The 23,041-nt window shown below is 54.4% G+C and carries 21 protein-coding genes and 2 tRNA genes; 18 read left to right on the top strand and 5 right to left on the bottom strand.

What is annotated here, in order from left to right:
• The first annotated feature begins 73 nt into the window (after positions 1 to 73).
• From folP to ACOTZP_RS08745, 4 genes are all read left to right on the top strand, one after another.
• On the top strand, positions 74 to 922 hold the full coding sequence (folP, locus tag ACOTZP_RS08730; RefSeq protein WP_022649520.1) for a dihydropteroate synthase: 849 nt from the start codon (positions 74 to 76) through the stop codon (positions 920 to 922).
• Positions 915 to 2,252, top strand: coding sequence for a phosphoglucosamine mutase (gene glmM / locus ACOTZP_RS08735; RefSeq protein ID WP_003861804.1), 1,338 nt, complete (start codon positions 915 to 917; stop codon positions 2,250 to 2,252). The genes folP and glmM overlap by 8 nt, the downstream gene beginning before the upstream one ends.
• A gap of 222 nt (positions 2,253 to 2,474) precedes the next feature.
• Positions 2,475 to 2,807, top strand: a complete 333-nt coding sequence (gene secG, locus ACOTZP_RS08740) for a preprotein translocase subunit SecG (RefSeq protein ID WP_022649519.1) — start codon at positions 2,475 to 2,477, stop codon at positions 2,805 to 2,807.
• A gap of 9 nt (positions 2,808 to 2,816) precedes the next feature.
• Positions 2,817 to 2,903, top strand: a tRNA-Leu gene (locus ACOTZP_RS08745).
• 187 nt (positions 2,904 to 3,090) lie between these two features.
• Here ACOTZP_RS08745 and argG read toward each other — a convergent pair.
• Complete coding sequence (gene argG / locus ACOTZP_RS08750) at positions 3,091 to 4,437, bottom strand: argininosuccinate synthase (RefSeq protein WP_022649518.1); 1,347 nt, start codon at positions 4,435 to 4,437, stop codon at positions 3,091 to 3,093.
• Between the two features lie 287 nt (positions 4,438 to 4,724).
• Between argG and ACOTZP_RS08755 the strand changes: the two genes are divergently transcribed.
• The 12 genes from ACOTZP_RS08755 (at position 4,725) to mtr (ending at position 18,428) form a co-directional block, all read left to right on the top strand.
• Positions 4,725 to 4,801: transfer RNA gene (locus ACOTZP_RS08755), tRNA-Met, on the top strand.
• A 207-nt stretch (positions 4,802 to 5,008) separates the two neighbouring features.
• Complete coding sequence (gene rimP, locus ACOTZP_RS08760) at positions 5,009 to 5,461, top strand: ribosome maturation factor RimP (RefSeq protein ID WP_014833432.1); 453 nt, start codon at positions 5,009 to 5,011, stop codon at positions 5,459 to 5,461.
• Positions 5,462 to 5,489: 28 nt separating this feature from the next.
• Positions 5,490 to 6,992: a transcription termination factor NusA gene (nusA, locus tag ACOTZP_RS08765; protein ID WP_003861798.1), complete on the top strand. Its 1,503-nt coding sequence runs from the start codon at positions 5,490 to 5,492 to the stop codon at positions 6,990 to 6,992.
• Positions 6,993 to 7,016: 24 nt separating this feature from the next.
• Entirely contained in the window at positions 7,017 to 9,704 is a 2,688-nt protein-coding gene (infB, locus tag ACOTZP_RS08770) for a translation initiation factor IF-2 (protein ID WP_022649517.1), read from the top strand.
• A gap of 106 nt (positions 9,705 to 9,810) precedes the next feature.
• Positions 9,811 to 10,215, top strand: a complete 405-nt coding sequence (gene rbfA, locus ACOTZP_RS08775; RefSeq protein WP_017382454.1) for a 30S ribosome-binding factor RbfA — start codon at positions 9,811 to 9,813, stop codon at positions 10,213 to 10,215.
• Positions 10,215 to 11,165, top strand: a complete 951-nt coding sequence (gene truB / locus ACOTZP_RS08780) for a tRNA pseudouridine(55) synthase TruB (protein WP_023298718.1) — start codon at positions 10,215 to 10,217, stop codon at positions 11,163 to 11,165. Before rbfA ends, truB begins: the two co-directional genes overlap by 1 nt.
• Positions 11,166 to 11,319: 154 nt before the next feature.
• Positions 11,320 to 11,589 carry a 30S ribosomal protein S15 gene (gene rpsO / locus ACOTZP_RS08785; RefSeq protein ID WP_003861789.1) on the top strand — a complete coding sequence of 90 codons (270 nt, stop codon included), beginning with the start codon at positions 11,320 to 11,322 and terminating at the stop codon, positions 11,587 to 11,589.
• A 242-nt stretch (positions 11,590 to 11,831) separates the two neighbouring features.
• Positions 11,832 to 13,970 carry a polyribonucleotide nucleotidyltransferase gene (gene pnp / locus ACOTZP_RS08790; RefSeq protein WP_022649515.1) on the top strand — a complete coding sequence of 713 codons (2,139 nt, stop codon included), beginning with the start codon at positions 11,832 to 11,834 and terminating at the stop codon, positions 13,968 to 13,970.
• A 110-nt stretch (positions 13,971 to 14,080) separates the two neighbouring features.
• Positions 14,081 to 14,965, top strand: coding sequence for a lipoprotein NlpI (gene nlpI, locus ACOTZP_RS08795; protein WP_003861782.1), 885 nt, complete (start codon positions 14,081 to 14,083; stop codon positions 14,963 to 14,965).
• Positions 14,966 to 15,072: 107 nt separating this feature from the next.
• Positions 15,073 to 15,153 carry a protein YrbN gene (gene yrbN, locus ACOTZP_RS08800; RefSeq protein WP_097397692.1) on the top strand — a complete coding sequence of 27 codons (81 nt, stop codon included), beginning with the start codon at positions 15,073 to 15,075 and terminating at the stop codon, positions 15,151 to 15,153.
• Positions 15,146 to 17,041, top strand: coding sequence for a DEAD/DEAH family ATP-dependent RNA helicase (locus ACOTZP_RS08805; protein ID WP_271075424.1), 1,896 nt, complete (start codon positions 15,146 to 15,148; stop codon positions 17,039 to 17,041). Before yrbN ends, ACOTZP_RS08805 begins: the two co-directional genes overlap by 8 nt.
• A 142-nt stretch (positions 17,042 to 17,183) precedes the next feature.
• Complete coding sequence (gene mtr, locus ACOTZP_RS08810) at positions 17,184 to 18,428, top strand: tryptophan permease (protein WP_038416787.1); 1,245 nt, start codon at positions 17,184 to 17,186, stop codon at positions 18,426 to 18,428.
• An 84-nt stretch (positions 18,429 to 18,512) separates the two neighbouring features.
• On the opposite strand, the gene ACOTZP_RS08815 is transcribed toward mtr, so the two are convergent.
• From ACOTZP_RS08815 to ubiU, 3 genes are all read right to left on the bottom strand, one after another.
• Positions 18,513 to 19,520: a luciferase-like monooxygenase gene (locus ACOTZP_RS08815; protein ID WP_022649512.1), complete on the bottom strand. Its 1,008-nt coding sequence runs from the start codon at positions 19,518 to 19,520 to the stop codon at positions 18,513 to 18,515.
• 77 nt (positions 19,521 to 19,597) lie between these two features.
• Positions 19,598 to 20,476, bottom strand: coding sequence for a U32 family peptidase (locus tag ACOTZP_RS08820; protein WP_046620867.1), 879 nt, complete (start codon positions 20,474 to 20,476; stop codon positions 19,598 to 19,600).
• A gap of 7 nt (positions 20,477 to 20,483) precedes the next feature.
• Positions 20,484 to 21,479 (bottom strand): ubiquinone anaerobic biosynthesis protein UbiU, encoded by a 996-nt coding sequence (gene ubiU / locus ACOTZP_RS08825; RefSeq protein ID WP_022649510.1) that lies wholly within the window; start codon positions 21,477 to 21,479, stop codon positions 20,484 to 20,486.
• Positions 21,480 to 21,700: 221 nt separating this feature from the next.
• Between ubiU and ubiT the strand changes: the two genes are divergently transcribed.
• Together ubiT and ACOTZP_RS08835 are read left to right on the top strand one after the other, a co-directional pair.
• Positions 21,701 to 22,225: a ubiquinone anaerobic biosynthesis accessory factor UbiT gene (gene ubiT, locus ACOTZP_RS08830; protein WP_421633691.1), complete on the top strand. Its 525-nt coding sequence runs from the start codon at positions 21,701 to 21,703 to the stop codon at positions 22,223 to 22,225.
• Complete coding sequence (locus tag ACOTZP_RS08835; protein ID WP_022649509.1) at positions 22,219 to 22,722, top strand: GNAT family N-acetyltransferase; 504 nt, start codon at positions 22,219 to 22,221, stop codon at positions 22,720 to 22,722. The genes ubiT and ACOTZP_RS08835 overlap by 7 nt, the downstream gene beginning before the upstream one ends.
• Here the strand turns inward: ACOTZP_RS08835 and ACOTZP_RS08840 are convergent.
• The gene (locus tag ACOTZP_RS08840) at positions 22,709 to 23,038 is read right to left on the bottom strand and encodes a GIY-YIG nuclease family protein (RefSeq protein WP_003861768.1); all 330 of its coding nucleotides are present in this window, start codon (positions 23,036 to 23,038) and stop codon (positions 22,709 to 22,711) included. The genes ACOTZP_RS08835 and ACOTZP_RS08840 overlap by 14 nt on opposite strands.
• Between the last annotated feature and the right edge of the window lie 3 nt (positions 23,039 to 23,041).

The following is a 23,041-nucleotide window of genomic DNA, read 5'->3' on the forward strand; positions in this document are numbered from 1 at the left end:
GTACATCAAACCCTGGAGCGTGCTCCGGGGTTTTTCTTTTTTATATAACCATGCAAATAACAGGGATTTAGCCATGAAACTCTTCGCCCAGGACTCGCATCTCGACCTTTCACATCCGCATGTGATGGGGATCCTGAATGTCACGCCTGATTCCTTCTCTGACGGCGGCACGCATAACTCGCTTATCGACGCGGTTAAACACGCGAATTTAATGATCAACGCGGGTGCCACCATCATTGACGTTGGAGGGGAGTCAACGCGGCCTGGCGCGGCGGAGGTTTCGGTGGAAGAAGAGCTGGCGCGCGTGGTGCCGGTGGTGGAGGCTATCGCCCGGCGCTTTGAAGTGTGGATCTCCGTTGATACCTCCAAACCCGAAGTGATCCGTGAAGTGGCGAGAGTGGGCGCTCACATTATCAATGATATCCGCTCGCTGACCGAGCCGGGCGCAATTGAAGCCGCCGCTGAAACCGGGCTACCGGTGTGTCTGATGCATATGCAGGGCCAGCCTAAGACAATGCAGGAGGCGCCAAAATATGAAGATGTGTTTGCCGACGTCACCCGCTTCTTTATTGAGCATATCGAACGCTGTGAACGTGCGGGTATCGCAAAAGAGAAATTGCTGCTCGACCCGGGCTTCGGTTTCGGTAAAAATCTCTCACACAATTACGCGTTGCTTGCGCGCTTATCAGAGTTTCATCAGTTCGGCCTGCCACTGCTGGTGGGAATGTCGAGAAAATCGATGATTGGTCAGTTGTTGAATGTCGGGCCGAACGAACGTCTGAGCGGCAGTCTGGCCTGCGCGGTGATTGCCGCGATGCAAGGTGCACACATCATTCGCGTCCATGACGTAAAAGAAACAGTAGAAGCCATGCGTGTGGTGGAAGCCACACTGGCAGCGAAGGAAAACAAACGCTATGAGTAATCGTAAATATTTTGGTACCGATGGCATCCGTGGGCGCGTAGGCGATGCGCCAATTACCCCTGACTTTGTCCTGAAGCTGGGTTGGGCGGCGGGTAAGGTACTGGCGCGTCATGGCTCCCGTAAGATCATTATTGGTAAAGATACCCGTATTTCGGGTTATATGCTTGAGTCCGCGCTGGAAGCCGGGCTGGCGGCGGCGGGGCTTTCAGCTTCCTTTACGGGGCCAATGCCGACCCCTGCTGTTGCCTATCTGACTCGTACCTTCCGTGCGGAAGCGGGCATCGTCATTTCAGCTTCTCATAATCCGTTCTATGACAACGGTATCAAATTCTTCTCCATCGACGGCACTAAACTGCCGGATGACGTGGAAGAGGCGATTGAAGCGGAAATGGAGAAAGAGATCACCTGTGTCGACTCCGCTGAGCTGGGTAAAGCCAACCGTATTGTCGATGCCGCAGGCCGCTACATTGAATTCTGCAAAGGCACGTTCCCGAATGAACTGAGCCTGGCACACCTCAAAATTGTGGTGGACTGTGCAAACGGTGCGACCTATCACATTGCGCCGAATGTTTTCCGCGAGCTGGGCGCGAAAGTGATCACCATCGGCTGCGAGCCGGACGGTCTGAACATCAATGAAGAAGTCGGCGCGACAGACGTGCGTGCCTTGCAGGCGCGTGTACTGGCTGAAAAAGCCGATCTGGGTATTGCCCTGGATGGCGATGGCGATCGTGTGATCATGGTTGACCACGAAGGTAACAAGGTCGATGGCGATCAGATCCTCTACATCATTGCGCGTGAAGGCCTGCGTCAGGGGCAACTGCGCGGTGGCGCGGTGGGCACGCTGATGAGCAATATGGGTCTGGAGCTGGCGCTGAAACAGCTGGGCATCCCGTTTGTTCGCGCGAAAGTGGGTGACCGCTACGTGCTGGAAAAACTTCAGGAAAAAGGCTGGCGCATTGGCGCGGAAAACTCCGGCCACGTGATCCTGCTCGATAAAACCACCACCGGTGACGGCATTGTGGCGGCGCTTCAGGTTGTTGCCGCGATGGCGCGTAACCATATGAGCCTGCACGATCTCTGCAGCGGCATGAAAATGTTCCCGCAGATCCTGGTGAACGTGCGTTTCACCGCTGGTAAAGGCGACCCGCTGGAAAATGATAACGTGAAAGCGGTGATGGCAGAGGTGGAAGCGACGCTTGGCAGTCGTGGACGCGTCCTGCTGCGTAAGTCGGGTACCGAGCCGCTGATCCGCGTGATGGTGGAAGGTGAAGACGAAGCGCAGGTAACTGAATTTGCGCACCGCATTGCGGATGCAGTGAAAGCTGCATAATCTTTCAGAATAAGTGTTTAAAAAGGCGGCGTTTGCCGCCTTTGTTTTAAGCAATTAATGGCTTTTTGCTGTTTTTTTCCGCAGTTGATACAATGCCTCGAAAATGCCCTTGCGAAGGTGATTCGCTTTGGTTAGTATTCACACCCGCTTCAGTGGGAAACAAAATCCTGCTAAATGGTCGAAGCATTGGTATGCGGCAAATCCGCAAGGAACAGGTTGATTATGTACGAAGCTCTTTTAGTTATTTTCCTTATTGTAGCCATCGCTCTCGTAGCGCTGATTATGCTGCAGCAAGGTAAAGGCGCTGATATGGGAGCCTCCTTCGGAGCAGGCGCTTCCGGTACGCTGTTCGGTTCAAGTGGTTCTGCGAACTTCATGACCCGTACGACGGCGATTCTGGCTACGCTGTTCTTCATCATCAGTCTGGTGCTGGGCAATATCAATAGCAACAAGACCAGTAAAGGAAGCGAGTGGGAAAATCTGAGCGCGCCAGCAAAAAGTGAGCAAACTCAGCCAGCTGCACCGGCTAAGCCAACCAGCGATATCCCGCAGTAAGTATTCAGTACCGAGGTGGTGGAATTGGTAGACACGCTACCTTGAGGTGGTAGTGCCCTAACGGGCTTGTGGGTTCGAGTCCCATCCTCGGTACCAATATTCCAGAAGAAAGACGTCGCAAGACGTCTTTTTTTTCGTCTGTACATTCTGTGTTTCCGATCTATTGTAGGGCGGGTAAGCGCAGCGCCGCCCGCCGTTTTGCCCGATGGCGCTGCGCTTACCGGGCCTACGAAGACCACAAAAAAGGCGCCCATTAGGCGCCTTTTGCATGTCTTGCTGTCGATTACTTCTTATCGCTGTGTTCCAGGTTCTCAACCTGCGGCAGACCATTACCGGAATTCGCGGAGAGCAGGCCATTCTCAACATAGTTGAACAGCTTCTCACGGGTATCGGTGATGTCCAGGTTACGCATGGTCAGTTGACCGATACGGTCATCCGGAGAGAATACTGACTCACCTTTCTCCATGGTCAGACGCTCTGCTTTATAGGTCAGGTTGTCAGACACGGTATTGAGGATGGAGTAATCATTGCCGCGACGCAGTTCCAGCGTCACTTCGCCGGTGATTGCGCTCGCCACCCAACGTTGCAGGGCGTCACGCAGCATCAGCGCCTGTGGATCAAACCAGCGACCCTGATACAGCAGTTTGCCCAGCTGACGGCCATGAGCGTGATACTGCTCAATGGTGTCTTCGTTGTGAATACCGGTCAGCAGACGCTCGTAAGCGATGTGCAGCAGCGCCATCCCTGGAGCTTCGTAAATGCCACGGCTTTTCGCTTCGATGATACGGTTTTCGATCTGATCGCTCATACCCAGACCGTGACGACCGCCGATGCGGTTTGCTTCCAGCATCAGTTCAACATCGTCTGAGAAGGTTTTACCGTTCAGGGCAACCGGATGACCGCGTTCGAAACGCACGGTCACTTCTTCCGCCGGGATCTTCACGTTCTCATCCCAGAATTTTACGCCCATGATCGGGTTAACAATTTTTACGCTGGAGTTCAGGAATTCCAGGTCTTTCGCTTCGTGCGTCGCACCCAGCATGTTGGAGTCGGTTGAGTAGGCTTTCTCAACGGACATCTTATAGTCAAAGCCGCAGGCAATCATAAACTCAGACATTTCATGACGGCCACCCAGTTCGTCGATGAAGTCGGTATCCAGCCACGGTTTGTAGATCTGCAACTCGGCGTTGGTCAGCAGACCGTAACGATAGAAACGTTCAATATCGTTGCCTTTATAGGTACTGCCATCACCCCAGATGTTCACGCCATCTTCTTTCATGGCGGCGACCAGCATGGTGCCGGTGACAGCACGACCCAGCGGAGTGGTATTAAAATAGGTCAGGCCGCCGGTAGTGTTATGAAAAGCACCGCACTGGATAGCGGCAATGCCTTCAGCGACCAGTTGCTTACGGCAGTCAATCAGACGCGCGTTCTCTGCGCCATACTCCATGGCACGACGAGGGATCGCGTCATAATCTTCCTCGTCCGGCTGACCCAGGTTCGCAGTATATGCATACGGAACCGCTCCCTTCTGGCGCATCCACAGCAGTGCAGCGCTGGTATCCAGGCCGCCTGAGAAAGCGATGCCAATACGTTGTCCTACCGGAAGATGCTTGAGAATCGTCGTCATAGAATAAAACCCTGCTTGATTGACTGATTAGAGACCGCTTTCGCTCTCTTGTGCATTTTTATGCAAAATAAGTGAGTATTCATTTAATCATCTTTTGTCGAAGACCGAAAGAGACTCGTGCGTTTTTTGTAAAAAAATTGGTCTGTTCTGTCTGGCAGAAGCTGGGTTGACAGGTGGGGTCAACTATCAATATACTAAACGCCGATTTTACGTCCCGTCTTCGGTACCAAATCCCAGCATTATTTGCAAATTCTGTCCAAAACGCGTAGAATTTGCCACGTTTCAGGCGCGGGGTGGAGCAGCCTGGTAGCTCGTCGGGCTCATAACCCGAAGGTCGTCGGTTCAAATCCGGCCCCCGCAACCACTTTCCTATAAAGTTCTTTTTCAAATATACTGTGAAGACTTAGAGCCTTCGTAGCTGGATTTGAAAAAATTCTTTCGGAAAGTGCTCCAGGCCACAGTTGTGGCTATAGGGTTCAGTTATCTAAAGCCCCGATTTATCGGGGTTTTTTGTTATCTGACTACAGAATAACTGGGCTTTACGCCCTTTTTTTATGTCTTGGGGGTGGGCTTGTCCACATTAGAGCAAAAATTAACAGAGATGATTACTGCACCGGTCGAAGCACTGGGCTACGAACTGGTCGGCATCGAATTCGTTCGCGGCCGCACATCGACGCTGCGCATCTATATTGATAGTGAAGATGGCATCAATGTTGATGATTGTGCTGATGTCAGCCACCAGGTGAGTGCGGTTCTTGATGTTGAAGATCCGATTACCGTTGCGTACAACCTGGAAGTTTCCTCACCTGGCCTCGATCGTCCGATGTTCACGGCCGAGCACTATGTGCGCTTTACCGGTGAAGAAGTGGCTCTCGTTCTGCGTATGGCCGTACAGAACCGCCGTAAATGGCAGGGAATTATCAAAGCCGTTGATGGTGAAATGATCACGGTGACAGTCGAAGGCAAAGATGAAGTGTTCGCGCTGAGTAATATCCAGAAGGCGAACCTGGTTCCCCACTTTTAACAGTCTGGATTGAGGTGAAAAGCCCGCGATGAACAAAGAAATTTTGGCTGTTGTTGAAGCCGTCTCCAACGAGAAATCACTGCCGCGTGAGAAGATTTTCGAAGCGCTGGAAAGTGCACTGGCTACAGCAACCAAGAAAAAATACGAACAAGAGATCGATGTTCGCGTAGAAATCGATCGTAAAAGCGGTGACTTCGATACATTCCGTCGTTGGGTAATCGTTGAAGAAGTGACCCAACCGACCAAAGAGATCACCCTGGAAGCGGCACGTTTTGAAGACGAAAGTCTGAACGTGGGTGACTACGTTGAAGATCAGATTGAATCTGTCACCTTCGACCGTATCACCACCCAGACCGCGAAGCAGGTTATCGTGCAGAAAGTTCGCGAAGCCGAGCGCGCGCTGGTTGTCGATCAGTTCCGCGATCAGGAAGGCGAAATCATCACTGGCGTGGTGAAGAAAGTGAACCGCGATAACATCTCTCTGGAGATCAAATCCGAAGGGCTGCCGGGTAACGCTGAAGCCGTTATCCTGCGTGAAGACATGCTGCCGCGTGAAAACTTCCGCCCAGGCGACCGTATTCGTGGTGTGCTGTATGCCGTACGTCCTGAAGCACGTGGTGCACAGCTGTTCGTGACGCGTTCTAAACCAGAAATGCTGGTTGAACTGTTCCGTATCGAAGTGCCGGAAATCGGCGAAGAAGTTATCGAAATCAAAGCGGCGGCCCGCGATCCGGGTTCCCGTGCGAAAATTGCGGTGAAAACCAACGACAAGCGTATCGACCCGGTCGGTGCTTGCGTCGGTATGCGTGGCGCACGTGTTCAGGCGGTTTCTACCGAACTGGGCGGCGAGCGTATTGATATCGTTCTGTGGGACGACAATCCGGCGCAGTTCGTGATCAACGCAATGGCACCGGCTGATGTGGCGTCTATCGTTGTTGACGAAGACAAACACACCATGGATATCGCTGTAGAAGCGGGCAACCTGGCGCAGGCGATTGGCCGTAACGGTCAGAACGTACGTCTGGCGTCACAGCTGAGCGGCTGGGAACTCAACGTGATGACCGTTGATGACCTTCAGGCCAAGCATCAGGCTGAAGCCCACGCGGCGATCGATACCTTCACCAAATACCTGGACATTGACGAAGACTTCGCCACTGTGCTGGTTGAAGAAGGTTTCTCTACGCTGGAAGAACTGGCCTACGTGCCAATGAAAGAGCTGCTGGAAATTGACGGTCTGGATGAACCAACCGTTGAAGCCCTGCGTGAACGCGCTAAAAACGCACTGACCACCCTGGCGCTGGCTCAGGAAGAAAGCCTTGGCGATAAGAAGCCGGCTGATGACCTGCTGAATCTGGAAGGTCTTGATCGTGCGATTGCGTTCAAGCTGGCTGCCCGTGGTGTTTGTACGCTGGAAGATCTCGCTGAGCAAGGCGTTGATGACCTGGCTGATATCGAAGGTTTAACCGACGAGAAAGCCGGCGAACTCATCATGGCCGCACGTAATATTTGCTGGTTCGGCGACGAAGCGTAATAAACTGTAGCAGGAAGGAACAGCATGACTGATGTAACTGTAAAATCGCTGGCTGCTGAGATTCAGACCTCCGTGGACCGCCTGGTACAGCAATTTGCTGATGCAGGGATCCCGAAGGCCGCTGATGACTCGGTGACCGCGCAAGAAAAACAAACCTTGTTAGCGCACCTGAACCGTGAACACGGCTCTACGCCTGACAAGTTAACGCTGCAGCGCAAAACGCGTAGCACGTTGAACATCCCTGGTACCGGTGGCAAAAGCAAATCGGTACAAATTGAAGTCCGCAAGACGCGCACCTTTGTAAAACGTGATCCGCAAGAGGCAGAACGCCTTGCTGCGGAAGAGCAGGCACAGCGTGAAGCGGAAGAACAAGCTCAGCGTGAGGCAGAAGCCACTGCTAAACGCGAAGCAGAATTAAAAGCTGAACGTGAGGCCGCAGAAAAAGCGAAACGCGACGCCGGTGAAAAAGCGAAGCGTGACGCTGCGGAAAAAGACAAAGTGAGCAATCAACAGACCGACGAAATGACCAAAACTGCCCAGGCTGAAAAAGCCCGCCGTGAAAATGAAGCTGCCGAGCTGAAGCGTAAAGCGGAAGAAGAAGCCCGCCGCAAGCTTGAAGAAGAAGCTCGCCGCGTCGCCGAAGAAGCGCGTCGCATGGCAGAAGAAAACGAGAAGAACGGTGTGAATACCGCTGAACCAACTGAAGACAACAGCGATTATCACGTCACCACCTCTCAGCATGCACGTCAGGCAGAAGACGATAACGACCGTGAAGTTGAAGGTGGTCGTGGCCGTACTCGCAGTACAAAAGCGGCGCGTCCTGCGAAAAAAGGTAACAAGCACGCTGAATCTAAAGCTGACCGTGAAGAAGCACGTGCAGCGGTTCGCGGTGGTAAAGGCGGTAAGCGTAAAGGTTCCGCTCTGCAGCAGGGCTTCCAGAAGCCAGCTCAGGCCGTTAACCGTGACGTTGTGATCGGCGAAACCATCACCGTTGGCGAACTGGCTAACAAGATGGCGGTGAAAGGCTCTCAGGTCATCAAAGCGATGATGAAGCTGGGCGCAATGGCCACCATCAACCAGGTCATCGACCAGGAAACCGCACAGCTGGTTGCCGAGGAGATGGGCCACAAAGTTATCCTGCGTCGTGAAAACGAGCTGGAAGAAGCAGTAATGAGCGACCGTGATACGGGCGCAGCGGCTGAACCGCGCGCACCGGTTGTGACCATCATGGGTCACGTTGACCACGGTAAAACCTCTCTGCTTGACTACATTCGTTCTACTAAGGTTGCCTCCGGCGAAGCGGGTGGTATTACCCAGCACATCGGTGCTTACCACGTAGAAACCGAAAACGGCATGATCACCTTCCTGGATACCCCAGGCCACGCAGCGTTTACCTCAATGCGTGCTCGTGGTGCTCAGGCAACGGATATCGTTGTTCTGGTTGTTGCTGCCGATGATGGCGTGATGCCACAGACCATTGAAGCTATCCAGCACGCGAAAGCGGCGCAGGTGCCTTTGGTTGTTGCAGTCAACAAAATCGATAAGCCAGAAGCCGATATGGATCGCGTTAAGAACGAACTGTCACAGTACGGCGTTATGCCGGAAGAGTGGGGCGGTGAAGCGCAGTTCATCCCTGTATCTGCAAAAGCAGGTACCGGTATCGACGACCTGCTGAACGCTATCCTGCTTCAGGCTGAAGTTCTGGAGCTGAAAGCGGTTCGTAAAGGTATGGCGAGCGGCGCGGTAATCGAATCCTTCCTGGATAAAGGTCGTGGTCCGGTTGCAACCGTTCTGGTTCGCGAAGGTACTCTGCACAAGGGCGACATCGTTCTGTGTGGTTTCGAATACGGTCGCGTTCGTGCGATGCGTAACGAACTGGGTCAGGAAGTGCTGGAAGCGGGTCCGTCCATCCCAGTGGAAATCCTCGGCCTGTCCGGTGTTCCGGCTGCCGGTGACGAAGTAACCGTGGTACGTGACGAGAAGAAAGCACGTGAAGTGGCGCTGTATCGTCAGGGTAAATTCCGTGAGGTGAAACTGGCTCGCCAGCAGAAATCTAAACTCGAGAACATGTTCGCCAACATGACTGAAGGCGAAGTTCACGAAGTGAACATCGTTCTGAAAGCGGACGTACAGGGTTCTGTGGAAGCGATCTCCGACTCCTTGCTGAAACTGTCTACCGACGAAGTGAAAGTGAAGATCATCGGTTCTGGCGTAGGTGGTATCACCGAAACCGACGCAACCCTGGCAGCCGCGTCCAACGCTATCCTGGTTGGCTTCAACGTTCGTGCTGACGCATCTGCGCGTAAAGTTATCGATGCTGAAAGCCTGGATCTGCGTTACTACTCCGTCATCTATAACCTGATTGACGAAGTGAAAGCAGCGATGAGCGGCATGCTGTCTCCTGAGCTGAAACAGCAGATCATCGGTCTGGCTGAAGTACGTGACGTGTTCAAATCACCGAAATTCGGTGCGATCGCGGGCTGTATGGTTACCGAAGGGACCATTAAGCGTCACAACCCAATCCGCGTACTGCGCGACAACGTGGTTATCTACGAAGGTGAGCTGGAATCCCTGCGCCGCTTCAAAGATGACGTTAACGAAGTTCGTAACGGCATGGAATGTGGTATCGGTGTTAAGAACTACAACGACGTTCGCGTTGGCGATATGATCGAAGTGTTCGAGATCATCGAAATTCAGCGTACCATCGCGTAATCTTCGTCAACTGAAGATTAATTAGCGTAGGCCGGGTAAGCGAAGCGCCACCCGGCAGTAATTTTAAAAAGGGGCTTAAGCCCCTTTTTTGTCTGGAGAATTTATTATGGCGAAAGAATTTGGTCGCCCACAGCGCGTCGCGCAGGAGATGCAGAAAGAGATCGCTCTCATTCTGCAACGTGAAATCAAAGATCCACGCGTGGGGATAATGACCACCGTGTCTGGCGTGGAAATGTCCCGCGACCTGGCGTACGCCAAAGTGTTTGTGACATTCCTGAATGACCAGGATGAAGACGCCGTGAAGAACGGCATTAAAGCGCTGCAGGAAGCCTCTGGTTTCATCCGCTCTCTGCTTGGCAAAGCGATGCGTCTGCGTATTGTGCCGGAGCTGACCTTCTTCTACGACAACTCGCTGGTTGAGGGTATGCGTATGTCCAACCTGGTGACCAGCGTGGTGAAACATGACGATGAGCGTCGTGTTAACCCGGCGGACGACAGCAAGGAGGACTGATGAGTCGTCCTCGTCGTCGCGGTCGTGACGTGCATGGCGTGCTGTTGCTGGATAAACCACAGGGCGCATCCAGCAACGACGTGCTGCAAAAAGTAAAGCGTATTTATAACGCCAATCGCGCGGGGCACACCGGCGCGCTGGATCCGCTGGCAACCGGGATGCTCCCGATCTGCCTGGGTGAAGCGACAAAGTTTTCCCAGTATCTGCTGGATTCCGATAAGCGCTACCGCGTGATTGCCAAACTGGGCCAGCGCACGGACACTTCCGATGCGGATGGTCAGGTCGTTGAAGAGCGTCCGGTAACCTTCAGCGCAGAGCAACTTGATGCGGCGCTGGAGAGCTTCCGGGGCGACACAATGCAGGTGCCGTCGATGTATTCGGCGTTGAAATATCAGGGCAAGAAGCTTTACGAATATGCGCGTCAGGGCATTGACGTTCCGCGTGAAGCCCGTCCGATTACCGTGTATGAGCTGCTGTTCATTCGCCACGAAGGTGATGAGCTGGAGCTGGAAGTGCACTGCTCGAAAGGGACCTACATCCGCACCATCATTGACGACCTCGGTGAAAAGCTGGGCTGCGGCGCGCATGTGATTTATCTGCGTCGTCTGGCGGTCAGCAAGTATCCGGTCGAACGTATGGTAACGCTTGAGCATCTGCACGCCCTGGCTGAACAGGCGCAAGCGCAGGGAATTGCGCCGGCAGATCTGCTGGATCCGCTGCTGATGCCAATGGACAGTCCGGCAGCAGATTTCCCGGTTGTTAATCTTCCTTTAACATCGTCCGTTTATTTTAAGAACGGAAACCCGGTCCGCACAACGGGGGCGCCGCTTGAGGGCCTGGTCCGTGTGACGGAAGGGGAGGAAGGCAAGTTTATCGGGATGGGCGAAATGGACGGTGAAGGGCGCGTTGCCCCGCGTCGTCTGGTCGTCGAATACCCGGTCGAAGCGTGACGGTGATAACGCCTCACCTTGCGATAAGCAGGGGAGACGAGTAGAATATCGCCGCTTAACGCCTGGTAAATTGTTTAACAATCTGCGGGGCGTACATGGGATAGCTGAATTAGAGATCGGCATCCTTACATTCTTTATACTTTGGAGTTTGAAAATGTCTCTAAGCGTTGAAGCTAAAGCTAAAATCGTTTCTGAGTTTGGTCGTGGTACTAACGACAGCGGTTCTACCGAAGTTCAGGTTGCACTGCTGACTGCACAGATTAACCACCTGCAGGGTCACTTTGCAGAGCACAAAAAAGATCACCACAGCCGTCGTGGTCTGCTGCGTATGGTTTCTCAGCGTCGTAAACTGCTCGACTACCTGAAGCGTAAAGATGTTGCACGCTACACCGCGCTGATCGAGCGTCTGGGTCTGCGTCGCTAATTCTTGCGAGTTTCAGAAAAGGGGGCCTGATGGCCCCTTTTTTCAACCAGACGGCAGCAATTCAGGGGAAACTATTGTATTGTTGCTATAAATGATCTTCATTGCAGAGGTTCGCGCGGCTAATGAGAGGCTTCACCCATGGGGGTGTCGGTTGTCATTAGTCGCGAGGATGCGAAGAAGGTCGGGTTAAATCGTCAGCACACCTGAGGTGTGCTTTCAAACATTTAAGAAAGGACAGAATTTTGCTGAATCCGATCGTTCGTAAATTCCAGTATGGTCAGCATACCGTCACGCTGGAAACCGGCATGATGGCTCGTCAGGCTACTGCTGCCGTAATGGTAAGCATGGATGACACTGCTGTATTCGTTACCGTAGTTGGCCAGAAAAAAGCTAAACCAGGTCAGGACTTCTTCCCACTGACCGTGAACTACCAGGAGCGTACCTACGCTGCCGGTAAAATCCCGGGTGGCTTCTTCCGTCGTGAAGGCCGTCCAAGCGAAGGCGAAACCCTGATCGCGCGTCTGATTGACCGCCCGGTTCGTCCGCTGTTCCCGGAAGGCTTCGTCAATGAAGTGCAGGTTATCGCAACCGTTGTTTCCGTTAACCCACAGGTTAACCCGGACATCGTAGCGATGATCGGTGCGTCTGCTGCCCTGTCACTGTCTGGTATCCCATTCAATGGCCCAATCGGTGCCGCGCGCGTCGGTTACATCAACGACCAGTACGTGCTGAACCCAACTCAGGAAGAGCTGAAAGAGAGTAAGCTGGACCTGGTTGTTGCCGGTACTGAAGCAGCAGTTCTGATGGTTGAATCTGAAGCAGAACTGCTGAGTGAAGACCAGATGCTGGGCGCAGTGGTCTTCGGCCACGACCAGCAGCAGATTGTTATCCAGAACATCAACGACCTGGTGAAAGAAGCCGGTAAACCACGTTGGGACTGGCAGCCAGAAGCGGTAAACGACGCCCTGAACGCACGCGTAGCTGCACTGGCAGAATCTCGTCTGAGCGATGCATATCGCATTACAGACAAACAGGAGCGTTATGCTCAGGTTGACGTGATCAAAGATGAAACCATCGCAACCCTGATCGCGGAAGACGAAACGCTGGACGCTAACGAGCTGAGCGAAATCCTGCACGCTATCGAGAAAAACGTTGTTCGTAGTCGCGTACTGGCAGGCGAGCCGCGTATTGATGGCCGTGAAAAGGACATGATCCGTGGTCTGGATGTGCGTACTGGCGTGCTGCCACGTACTCACGGTTCCGCGCTGTTCACCCGTGGTGAAACCCAGGCGCTGGTTACCGCTACCCTGGGTACTGCACGTGACGCACAGAACATCGATGAACTGATGGGCGAGCGCACTGACAGCTTCCTGTTCCACTACAACTTCCCTCCGTACTCTGTGGGCGAGACCGGTATGGTTGGCTCACCGAAGCGTCGTGAAATTGGTCACGGTCGTCTGGCGAAGCGCGGCGTGCTGGCAGTAATGCCAGAAGCAGACAAATTCCCGTACACTGTACGTGTCGTGTCTGAAATCACTGAATCCAACGGTTCTTCTTCCATGGCTTCCGTGTGTGGTGCCTCTCTGGCGCTGATGGATGCAGGCGTGCCGATCAAAGCCGCCGTTGCGGGTATCGCAATGGGTCTGGTGAAAGAAGGCGACAACTTCGTTGTTCTGTCTGACATTCTGGGTGACGAAGATCACCTGGGTGATATGGACTTCAAAGTGGCGGGTTCCCGCGACGGTATCTCTGCCCTGCAGATGGATATCAAAATTGAAGGTATCACCAAAGAGATCATGCAGGTTGCTCTGAACCAGGCTAAAGGTGCGCGTCTGCACATTCTGGGCGTGATGGAACAGGCTATCAACGCACCACGCGGTGATATCTCTGAATTCGCTCCGCGTATTCACACCATCAAGATCAATCCAGACAAGATCAAAGATGTTATCGGTAAGGGCGGTTCTGTTATCCGTGCACTGACCGAAGAAACGGGCACCACCATCGAAATCGAAGATGACGGTACTGTGAAAATCGCAGCAACCGACGGTGAGAAAGCGAAATATGCTATCCGCCGTATCGAAGAGATTACAGCAGAAATCGAAGTGGGCCGTATCTACAATGGTAAAGTGACCCGTATCGTTGACTTTGGTGCATTCGTTGCCATCGGTGGCGGTAAAGAAGGTCTGGTACATATCTCTCAGATCGCTGACAAGCGCGTTGAGAAAGTGACCGATTACCTGCAAATGGGTCAGGAAGTACCGGTGAAAGTTCTGGAAGTTGACCGCCAGGGCCGTATCCGTCTGAGCATTAAAGAAGCAACCGAGCAGTCTCAGCCTGCTGCGGCGCCGGAAGCTCCGGCTGCCGAACAGCAAGGCGAGTAAGGTTGCCATTTGCCCTCCGCGCAGGCGGAGGGCTTATTATCAGGCAGGACGCCTTGTTAAGCCGCCGGGGGACAGGACGTTCATCCAATAGTTGTCTTCGGGAGTGGGAAATGAAGCCTTTTTTGCGCTGGTGTTTCGTTGCGACAGCTTTAACGCTGGCAGGATGCAGCAACTCTGCCTGGCGTAAGAGCGAAGTCCTCGCAGTGCCATTGCAACCGACTTTGCAGCAGGAAGTGATTCTGGCACGCATGGAACAAATACTTGCCAGTCGGGCTTTAACCGATGACGAACGCGCACAGCTTTTATATGAGCGCGGAGTGTTGTATGATAGTCTCGGTCTGAGGGCATTAGCGCGAAATGATTTTTCACAAGCGCTGGCAATTCGACCTGATATGCCTGAAGTATTCAATTACTTAGGCATTTATTTAACGCAGGCAGGCAATTTTGATGCTGCCTATGAAGCGTTTGATTCTGTACTTGAGCTTGATCCAACTTACAACTACGCGCACTTGAATCGCGGTATCGCCTTGTATTACGGCGGTCGTGATAAGTTAGCGCAAGATGATCTGCTGGCGTTTTATCAAGACGATCCTAATGATCCTTTCCGCAGCCTGTGGCTTTACATCGTTGAGCAGAAGCTCGATGAGAAGCAGGCCAAAGAAGCACTGAAACAGCGCTTCGAGAAATCGGACAAGGAACAGTGGGGATGGAACATTGTCGAGTTCTACCTGGGCAACATTAGCGAAGCAACGCTGATGGAACGCCTCAAGGCGGACGCAACGGATAACACCTCGCTCGCTGAGCATCTCAGTGAAACCAACTTCTATTTAGGTAAGTACTACCTAAGTCTGGGGGATATGGACAGCGCTACGGCACTGTTCAAATTAGCGGTTGCTAACAACGTACATAACTTCGTTGAGCACCGTTATGCATTGTTGGAATTATCGCTCTTGGGCCAGGAGCAAGACGACCTGGCAGAATCGGACCAGCAATAGCTGACGACATAAACATCAGCCCGTAATCTTTTGATTGCCATCACCTTCACTGGTGAGGGCGTTGTTGTTCGTCAATACACCTAATTTGAGCCGGTTCACACTTTTCAATGAAAATTGCTAATCATTTTCACGATGAGCTAAGTAGACTGGCCGCCATTAATATCGAGGCACTTGTACTACATGGCTGAATTCGAAACCACTTTTGCAGATCTGGGCCTGAAGGCTCCTATCCTTGAAGCCCTTAACGATCTGGGTTACGAAAAACCATCTCCGATCCAGGCTGAGTGTATCCCACACCTGCTTTCTGGTCGTGACGTGCTGGGCATGGCCCAGACCGGTAGCGGTAAAACCGCAGCATTCTCGCTGCCGCTGCTGAACAACATTGATCCGGACCTGCGTGCGCCGCAGATCCTCGTCCTGGCTCCAACCCGTGAACTGGCTGTTCAGGTTGCTGAAGCAATGACGGAATTCTCTAAACATATGCGCGGCGTAAACGTGGTAGCCCTGTACGGCGGCCAGCGTTATGACGTGCAGTTACGCGCCCTGCGCCAGGGCCCACAGATTGTTGTCGGTACGCCGGGCCGTCTGCTGGATCACCTGAAACGCGGTACCCTGGACCTCTCTAAGCTGAGCGGCCTGGTACTGGATGAAGCAGATGAAATGCTGCGTATGGGCTTCATCGAAGACGTTGAAACCATCATGGCGCAGATCCCGGAAGGTCATCAGACCGCTCTGTTCTCTGCAACCATGCCAGAAGCGATCCGTCGCATTACCCGCCGCTTCATGAAAGAGCCGCAGGAAGTGCGTATTCAGTCCAGCGTGACCACTCGCCCGGACATCAGCCAGAGCTACTGGTCTGTATACGGCATGCGCAAAAACGAAGCGCTGGTCCGTTTCCTGGAAGCGGAAGATTTTGATGCGGCGATTATCTTCGTACGTACCAAAAACGCGACCCTGGAAGTGGCTGAAGCGCTGGAGCGTAGCGGCTACAACAGCGCAGCGCTGAACGGCGACATGAACCAGGCGCTGCGTGAGCAGACTCTGGAGCGTCTGAAAGACGGTCGTCTGGATATCCTGATTGCAACCGACGTGGCAGCACGTGGTCTGGACGTTGAGCGTATCAGCCTGGTTGTAAACTACGATATCCCAATGGACTCCGAGTCTTACGTTCACCGTATCGGCCGTACCGGTCGTGCGGGTCGTGCGGGCCGTGCGCTGCTGTTCGTTGAGAACCGCGAGCGTCGTCTGCTGCGTAACATTGAACGCACCATGAAGCTGACCATTCCAGAAGCTGAGCTGCCAAACGCAGAACTGCTGGGCAAACGCCGTCTGGAAAAATTCGCCGCGAAAGTACAGCAGCAGCTGGAAAGCAGCGATCTGGATCAGTACCGTGCGCTGCTGTCCCAGATCCAGCCTGTCGCTGAAGGCGAAGAGCTGGACATGGAAACCCTGGCCGCAGCACTGCTGAAAATGGCGCAGGGCGAACGTAGCCTGATCGTGCCACCTGATGCACCGATGCGTCCTAAGCGTGACTTCCGTGACCGTGACGATCGTTTCGAACGTCGTGGCGACCGTAACGACCGTGGTCCACGCGGTGACCGTCCAGAGCGTGGTGGTGAAGACCGTCCACGTCGCGAGCGTCGTGACGCTGGCGAAATGGAACTGTATCGCATTGAAGTGGGCCGTGATGATGGTGTTGAAGTTCGTCACATCGTTGGCGCGATCGCTAATGAAGGCGACATCAGCAGCCGTTACATCGGTAACATCAAGCTGTTCGGTTCACACTCAACGATCGAGCTGCCAAAAGGCATGCCGGGCGAAGTACTGCAGCACTTTACTCGCACCCGCATTCTGAACAAGCCAATGAACATGCAACTGATGGGTGATGCACAGCCTCGCTCTGACCGCGGTGGCGAACGCCGTGGCGGTGGTCGCAGCTTCGGTGGCGAGCGTCGTGAAGGCGGTCGTAGCGAAGGTCGCACTGGCGAACCTCGTCGTTTCTCCGGCGAGCGCCGTGAAAATCGTGGCCCACGCCGCGAAGAAGGCACCAGCCGTCGTCGTTTCGGTGACGCGTAAGCCTTTTCGCTTTTGACGTAAAGTAAAATATACAGCCCCGATAGTTGTTATCGGGGCTTTTTTTATTCCTTTTGTACTCTTGTACTGGTACAGTGCATCACATTAAAATGCACACCACATTTTTGACTGGAGATAAGGCCGCATGGCAACACTAACCACCACCCAAACGTCACCTTCGCTGCTTGGCGGCGTGGTGATCATCGGCGGAACCATTATTGGTGCCGGGATGTTCTCCCTGCCAGTGGTTATGTCCGGTGCGTGGTTCTTCTGGTCGCTGGCGGCGCTGGTTTTCACCTGGTTCTGCATGCTCCATTCCGGGCTGATGATCCTTGAAGCAAACCTGAACTACCGCATTGGCTCCAGCTTCGACACCATCACCCGAGATCTGCTGGGCAAAGGCTGGAACCTGGTGAACGGGTTGTCCATCGCGTTTGTACTCTATATCCTGACCTACGCGTACATTTCAGCGAGCGGGTCGATTCTGCATCACACCTTCTCCGAGATGTCGCTGAACGTTCCGGCGCGTCTGGCGGGTCTCTGCTTCGCGCTGGGCGTGGCGTTTATCGTCTGGATGAGTACCAAAGCGGTCAGCCGCATGACGGCGATCGTGCTGGGCGCCAAGGTCATCACCTTCTTCCTGACCTTCGGCAGCCTGCTGGGGCACGTCACGCCGGCCACGCTGTTTAACGTTGCGGAAGTGAACACCTCCTACACGCCATACCTGCTTATGACGTTGCCATTCTGTCTGGCGTCGTTCGGCTACCACGGCAACGTACCGAGCCTGATGAAGTACTACGGCAAGGATCCGCGCACCATCGTGAAATGCCTGATTTACGGCACGCTGCTGGCGCTGGGGCTGTATGTGATCTGGCTGCTGGGGACGATGGGTAACATCCCGCGTCCAGAATTTATCGGCATTGCGCAGAAGGGCGGTAACATTGATGTGCTGGTACAGGCGCTGAGTGGCGTGCTGAACAGCCGCAGTCTGGATCTGCTTCTGGTGGTCTTCTCTAACTTTGCGGTGGCGAGCTCATTTCTCGGCGTGACGCTGGGCCTGTTTGACTACCTGGCAGATCTGTTTGGTTTTGATGACTCTGCGATGGGGCGCTTCAAAACGGCGCTGTTAACCTTCCTGCCGCCGATTGTGGGCGGCCTGCTGTGGCCGAACGGTTTCCTGTACGCCATCGGCTATGCAGGACTGGCGGCTACCATCTGGGCGGCGATTGTACCGGCGCTGCTGGCGCGTAAATCACGTAAGCGCTTCGGCAGCCCGAAATTCCGCGTCTGGGGCGGAAAACCGATGATTGCGCTGATCCTGGTATTTGGTCTCGGCAATGCGGTGGTGCACATGCTGTCGAGTTTTAATCTGTTGCCTGTGTATCAGTAAACAGAAAGCCCGGTGGCGCTACGCTTACCGGGCCTACAGGGATCGCGTAGGCCGGATAAGGCGAAGCCGCCATCCGGCAAAAAACTACCCCACCAACTCCTCTTTCACCTGCATCGCCAGATCAAATGAATGCAAACGCGCCTGATGATCGAAAATCTGGCCGTTGACCATAATTTCATCCGCCTGCGTTTCTCGTAGCACTGCCTCCAGACCGTGACGCACCTTCGCCTTATCACCCACCAGCGACATGCTCAGGGCCTGCTGCACGCCATACTGCTCGGAGGCCGACCAAAGCTGATGCATATTTTCAACCGGTGGTGGCAACTGGCCCGTCTCGCCGCGACGCAGCTTCACAAACGCCTGCTGCATGGAGGTAAACAGGAATTCCGCGTCGCGGTTGCTGTCGGCGGCAATGATATTGATGCACACCATCGCATACGGCTTCTCAAGACGCTCGGAAGGCTTGAAGTTTGTGCGGTAGAGATGCAGAGCCTGATGCAGCATATCCGGTGCGAAGTGGGAAGCGAACGCGAACGGCAGCCCCAGCTGTGCGGCAAGCTGTGCGCTGTACAGACTTGAGCCTAACAGCCACACCGGGATTTTCTCGCCGTAGCCCGGCACTGGGCGCACGTGCGGGTTAGGATCGCTCGCATCGAACCAGTCCACCAGCTCCGCTACATCACGCGGGAAGTTGTCGATATCGCCGCTCATATGGCGACGCAGGGCGCGCATGGTCGGCTGGTCGCTGCCCGGCGCGCGGCCAAGACCCAAATCAATGCGACCGGGGTAGAGTGTATTCAGGGTGCCAAACTGCTCGGCAATCACCAGCGGGGCATGGTTCGGCAGCATCACGCCACCGGAGCCAAGGTGCAAAGTAGTGGTATTCGCCGCCAGATAGCCAATCAGTACTGAGGTGGCGGCGCTGGCGATGCCCACCATATTATGGTGCTCCGCCAGCCAGTAGCGGTGATAGCCACGTTTTTCGGCAAGCTGAGCCAGATCCAGAGAGTGCGAAAAGGCTTCTCTTGCCGAGGAGCCTTGTGGAATCGGTGCCAGATCCAGCACCGAAAACGGAATGGTTTTGTCAGTCATAACAGCTCACTTTGTCGACGGTCAATCTTTAATACTGCATTAAAAAATGATAACCGTTGTTAACAAAGTGAGCTTTTTTACCCCTGCAATTCCAGCCCGGCGAGACGTTTCCAGTAACCGTTGCAGTCGCTGTTTGCCGTCAGCGGCAGCGGCGAGGCGCCGTTTTCGTTGGTGCGGAAGGCGTCCAGCATGGCGAACACGCCGGTATCGAGCGGCGAAAGACGCACCATATCCACCAGCCCATGCATTGACGCCAGCTCGTTGCCGAGGTTATAGACGTAACCGCTCATAGTCTGAATGCCGTTGAGGACAAACACCTGCTGATTCTCCTGCGACAGCATGCTGCGTCCGTTCGGGTACTTAATGCAGCAGGTTTCACACTCGTCTTTCGGGCGATCTTCGGAACGCGCGGTGAAGCAGCGGGCAGAGTAGGCCAGCGGCAGATGGCCGTAGCTCAGCACTTCGACTTCAAACTGATTACGAATGCCCAGCTCGTCACACTGATTTAGCAGGTTGACCAGCCAGTCGCGGGAGAGCTCAACCGGCATGCACCAGCGTGTCATCCCCTGTTTGAGCAGCAGGCGCAGGGTCACCGCGTTATAGCAGTTCAGCGCATGTCCGGCGACAAACGGCAGCTTACGCTCGGCGCACATGTTCACCACGCCCAGGTCGCTCGCCTCCAGCAGGAACTCACCGTTTTCGACGTAGCGCTTCAGCTCGCCTAGTTCAGAGGACGCCTGCACCAGCGCCAGCGTCGAGAGCACCACCTGCTTGCCGCTGCCGGCCAGGCTTTTCGCCATATCCAGCCAGTCGCCCACTTTGGTGGCACGGCGCTTGCTGCACACCGCTTCGCCGAGGTAAATCACATCGGCGCTGCTGTTAGCCGCCTGCTGGTAAAAATCTTCCAGCGTCTCTTTTGGCCAGTAGTAAAGCACCGGCCCTAATGAATATTTCATGATTATCTCACTGCCATTTACGGTGATACGCGCCGAGCGTGGTTTGCGTGCCTTCGGACATCGCGCCGAGCGTCTCCATCCAGGCCGCCTGCGGGGCGTAGTTTTGCGGGTCCGCCATGCAGCGGTCGATGGCCTGACGCCACACCTTCGCCACCTGGCTCACGTAGGCCGGGCTACGCTGGCGGCCTTCGATTTTCACCGAGGCAATGTTGGCGGCCAGCAGTTCCGGCAGCAGCTCCAGCGTGTTGAGGCTGGTGGGCTCCTCCAGCGCGTGGTAGCGCTCACCGTCCACCAGATAGCGGCCTTTGCACAGTGTCGGGTAGCCCGCGTTTTCACCGTCCTGATAGCGGTCGATTAACACGTTATTCAGGCGCGACTCCAGTCCCTGCGGCGTTTGCTGCCAGCGAACGAAGCGGGCAGGCGAGCAGGCGCCGACGGTATTTGGCGATTCCCCGGTGAGATAGGAAGAAAGATAGCAGCGGCCTTCGGCCATGATGCACAGGCTGCCGAAGGCAAAAACCTCCAGCGGCACTGGCGTGACGCGCGCCAGTTGCTTAACCTGATGAATAGAGAGCACGCGCGGCAGCACCACGCGAGCCACGTCAAAGTGTCGATGATAAAAACGCACGGCCTCTTCATTGGTGGCCGATGCCTGAACAGAGACGTGGCGCTCAATATGCGGATAACGTTCTGCCGCATACTCAAGCATAGCGAGGTCGGCCAGGATCAACGCATCGGCGCCCAGCTGGGCCGCCATATCCACGGCGCGCTGCCAGCGGGCGTAGCCATCAGGATGGGCAAAGGTATTGATGGCGATGTGCAGTTTGCGCCGGTGCTGGTGAACGAAGTTAACGGCTTCCTGAAGCTTTTTCTCCGTAAAGTTAAGACCCGCAAAATGGCGGGCATTGGTATCATCTTTCAGCCCGATATAGACCGCATCGGCCCCATTTTCGATGGCCGCCTTAAGCGCCGGAAGGTTTCCGGCAGGGCAGAGCAGCTCCATAATTTATCCCGATGTTGTCGATCGCAGGGATCGTAAAAAATGTTAACGAGCTGGGATTTTAATTAACCCATACGCGACAATTTTTGATCTAAGGCAGCTAATGGCGTATTGATGGCACCAATAATGAGGTATACCGGACAACGGTTTGTTGATTTACGCCGCTATCTTCTTGTCGGGATATGGCAAAATAGCAGGACTATAGCTATCAGGGAGTAAAGCTCGTGCTGGATAAACTGCGTTCACGTCTCGTACAATTCGGTCCATCAATGCTGAGCGTGCCGGTAAAACTGGCGCCGTTCGCGCTTAAACGCCAGGTGCTGGAACAGGTACTGAGCTGGCAGTTCCGCCAGGCGCTACAGGACGGTGAGCTTGAGTTTCTGGAAGGCCGCTGTTTAAAGATTGAAGTACGCGATATCGGGTTGCGCTGGTTTACTTCCGTAGAGAACGATCGGCTTATCGTCCGTGAAACCGCCGAGGCGGATGTCAGCTTTAGCGCGGATGCAAGCGATCTGCTGATGATCGCCGCGCGCAAACAGGATCCGGACACCCTCTTCTTCCAGCGTCGTCTGGTGATTGAAGGCGACACGGAGCTCGGTCTGTACGTCAAAAATTTAATGGATGCCATTGAGCTGGAGCAGATGCCGAAAGCGCTGCGTATGATGTTGATGCAAATGGCAGATTTCGTTGAGGCCGGGCTAAAAACCCCGCCGGACAGTAAACACACTTCAGTAGGTGAACCATGCTGATTCGAGTCGAAATTGGGATTGATGCGCCGGGTATCGATGCGTTGTTACGCCGCTCTTTTGCAGGCGACGCCGAAGCTCAACTGGTTCACGATCTTCGCGAAGATGGCCTGATTACGCTGGGCCTGGTTGCCACCGACGATGAGGGGCAGGTGGTCGGCTACGTGGCGTTCAGTCCGGTGATTGTGCAGGGCGAAGAGTTGCAGTGGGTCGGCATGGCGCCGCTGGCGGTGGATGAAAACTACCGTGGACAGGGCCTGGCACGCCAGCTGGTCTATGAAGGGCTGGATTCCCTGAATGAATTTGGCTATGCCGCTGTCGTCGTTCTGGGCGATCCGGCGTTCTACGAGCGTTTAGGCTTTGAGCCAGCGTCCAGATACGATCTGCGCTGCCACTGGCCAGGCACGGAAACATCTTTCCTGGTACATCCTCTGGCGGACGATTCGCTCGACGGCGTTACCGGTCTGGTGGAGTACCACGATCATTTCAATCGTTTTTAAGCAGGCTTTCGCGTAGCGCCTCGAAAGAGCCGTCCCCGTTGACGAGACGCTCTTTCTGGCGCTTCGTCAGCTGCTTGATGCGGTATTCCAGCCTGAGCGCCAGGGATCTGTCGCCCACGGCGGCTGAAAACGCCAGCTGAAGTTCACCTTTCCCCCGCAGTGCTTTCGCCCCTTTTCCCGTTTGATGTTGTAAAAAACGCCGTGCCACATCGGTAGTGATCCCGGTGTAGAGTGCGTTATCAGCGGTTCGGACAAGATAGAGAAACCAGCACACGGTAAACAGATTCAGTATGTTAAGGTGAACGCACCATAGCATGAG

It is taken from the genome of Enterobacter cloacae complex sp. SYL001 (genome assembly GCF_049237025.1).
Classification (GTDB): domain Bacteria; phylum Pseudomonadota; class Gammaproteobacteria; order Enterobacterales; family Enterobacteriaceae; genus Enterobacter; species Enterobacter intestinihominis.

What these genes read in the sequence shown, in the direction of transcription:
- folP (WP_022649520.1), top strand. Translation starts at nt 74, where the DNA reads ATGAAACTCTTCGCCCAGGACTCGCATCTCGACCTTTCACATCCGCAT.
- glmM (WP_003861804.1), top strand. Translation starts at nt 915, where the DNA reads ATGAGTAATCGTAAATATTTTGGTACCGATGGCATCCGTGGGCGCGTA.
- secG (WP_022649519.1), top strand. Translation starts at nt 2,475, where the DNA reads ATGTACGAAGCTCTTTTAGTTATTTTCCTTATTGTAGCCATCGCTCTC.
- argG (WP_022649518.1), bottom strand. Translation starts at nt 4,437, where the DNA reads ATGACGACGATTCTCAAGCATCTTCCGGTAGGACAACGTATTGGCATC.
- nusA (WP_003861798.1), top strand. Translation starts at nt 5,490, where the DNA reads ATGAACAAAGAAATTTTGGCTGTTGTTGAAGCCGTCTCCAACGAGAAA.
- infB (WP_022649517.1), top strand. Translation starts at nt 7,017, where the DNA reads ATGACTGATGTAACTGTAAAATCGCTGGCTGCTGAGATTCAGACCTCC.
- rbfA (WP_017382454.1), top strand. Translation starts at nt 9,811, where the DNA reads ATGGCGAAAGAATTTGGTCGCCCACAGCGCGTCGCGCAGGAGATGCAG.
- truB (WP_023298718.1), top strand. Translation starts at nt 10,215, where the DNA reads ATGAGTCGTCCTCGTCGTCGCGGTCGTGACGTGCATGGCGTGCTGTTG.
- rpsO (WP_003861789.1), top strand. Translation starts at nt 11,320, where the DNA reads ATGTCTCTAAGCGTTGAAGCTAAAGCTAAAATCGTTTCTGAGTTTGGT.
- nlpI (WP_003861782.1), top strand. Translation starts at nt 14,081, where the DNA reads ATGAAGCCTTTTTTGCGCTGGTGTTTCGTTGCGACAGCTTTAACGCTG.
- yrbN (WP_097397692.1), top strand. Translation starts at nt 15,073, where the DNA reads ATGAAAATTGCTAATCATTTTCACGATGAGCTAAGTAGACTGGCCGCC.
- ACOTZP_RS08805 (WP_271075424.1), top strand. Translation starts at nt 15,146, where the DNA reads ATGGCTGAATTCGAAACCACTTTTGCAGATCTGGGCCTGAAGGCTCCT.
- mtr (WP_038416787.1), top strand. Translation starts at nt 17,184, where the DNA reads ATGGCAACACTAACCACCACCCAAACGTCACCTTCGCTGCTTGGCGGC.
- ACOTZP_RS08815 (WP_022649512.1), bottom strand. Translation starts at nt 19,520, where the DNA reads ATGACTGACAAAACCATTCCGTTTTCGGTGCTGGATCTGGCACCGATT.
- ACOTZP_RS08820 (WP_046620867.1), bottom strand. Translation starts at nt 20,476, where the DNA reads ATGAAATATTCATTAGGGCCGGTGCTTTACTACTGGCCAAAAGAGACG.
- ubiU (WP_022649510.1), bottom strand. Translation starts at nt 21,479, where the DNA reads ATGGAGCTGCTCTGCCCTGCCGGAAACCTTCCGGCGCTTAAGGCGGCC.
- ACOTZP_RS08835 (WP_022649509.1), top strand. Translation starts at nt 22,219, where the DNA reads ATGCTGATTCGAGTCGAAATTGGGATTGATGCGCCGGGTATCGATGCG.
- ACOTZP_RS08840 (WP_003861768.1), bottom strand. Translation starts at nt 23,038, where the DNA reads ATGCTATGGTGCGTTCACCTTAACATACTGAATCTGTTTACCGTGTGC.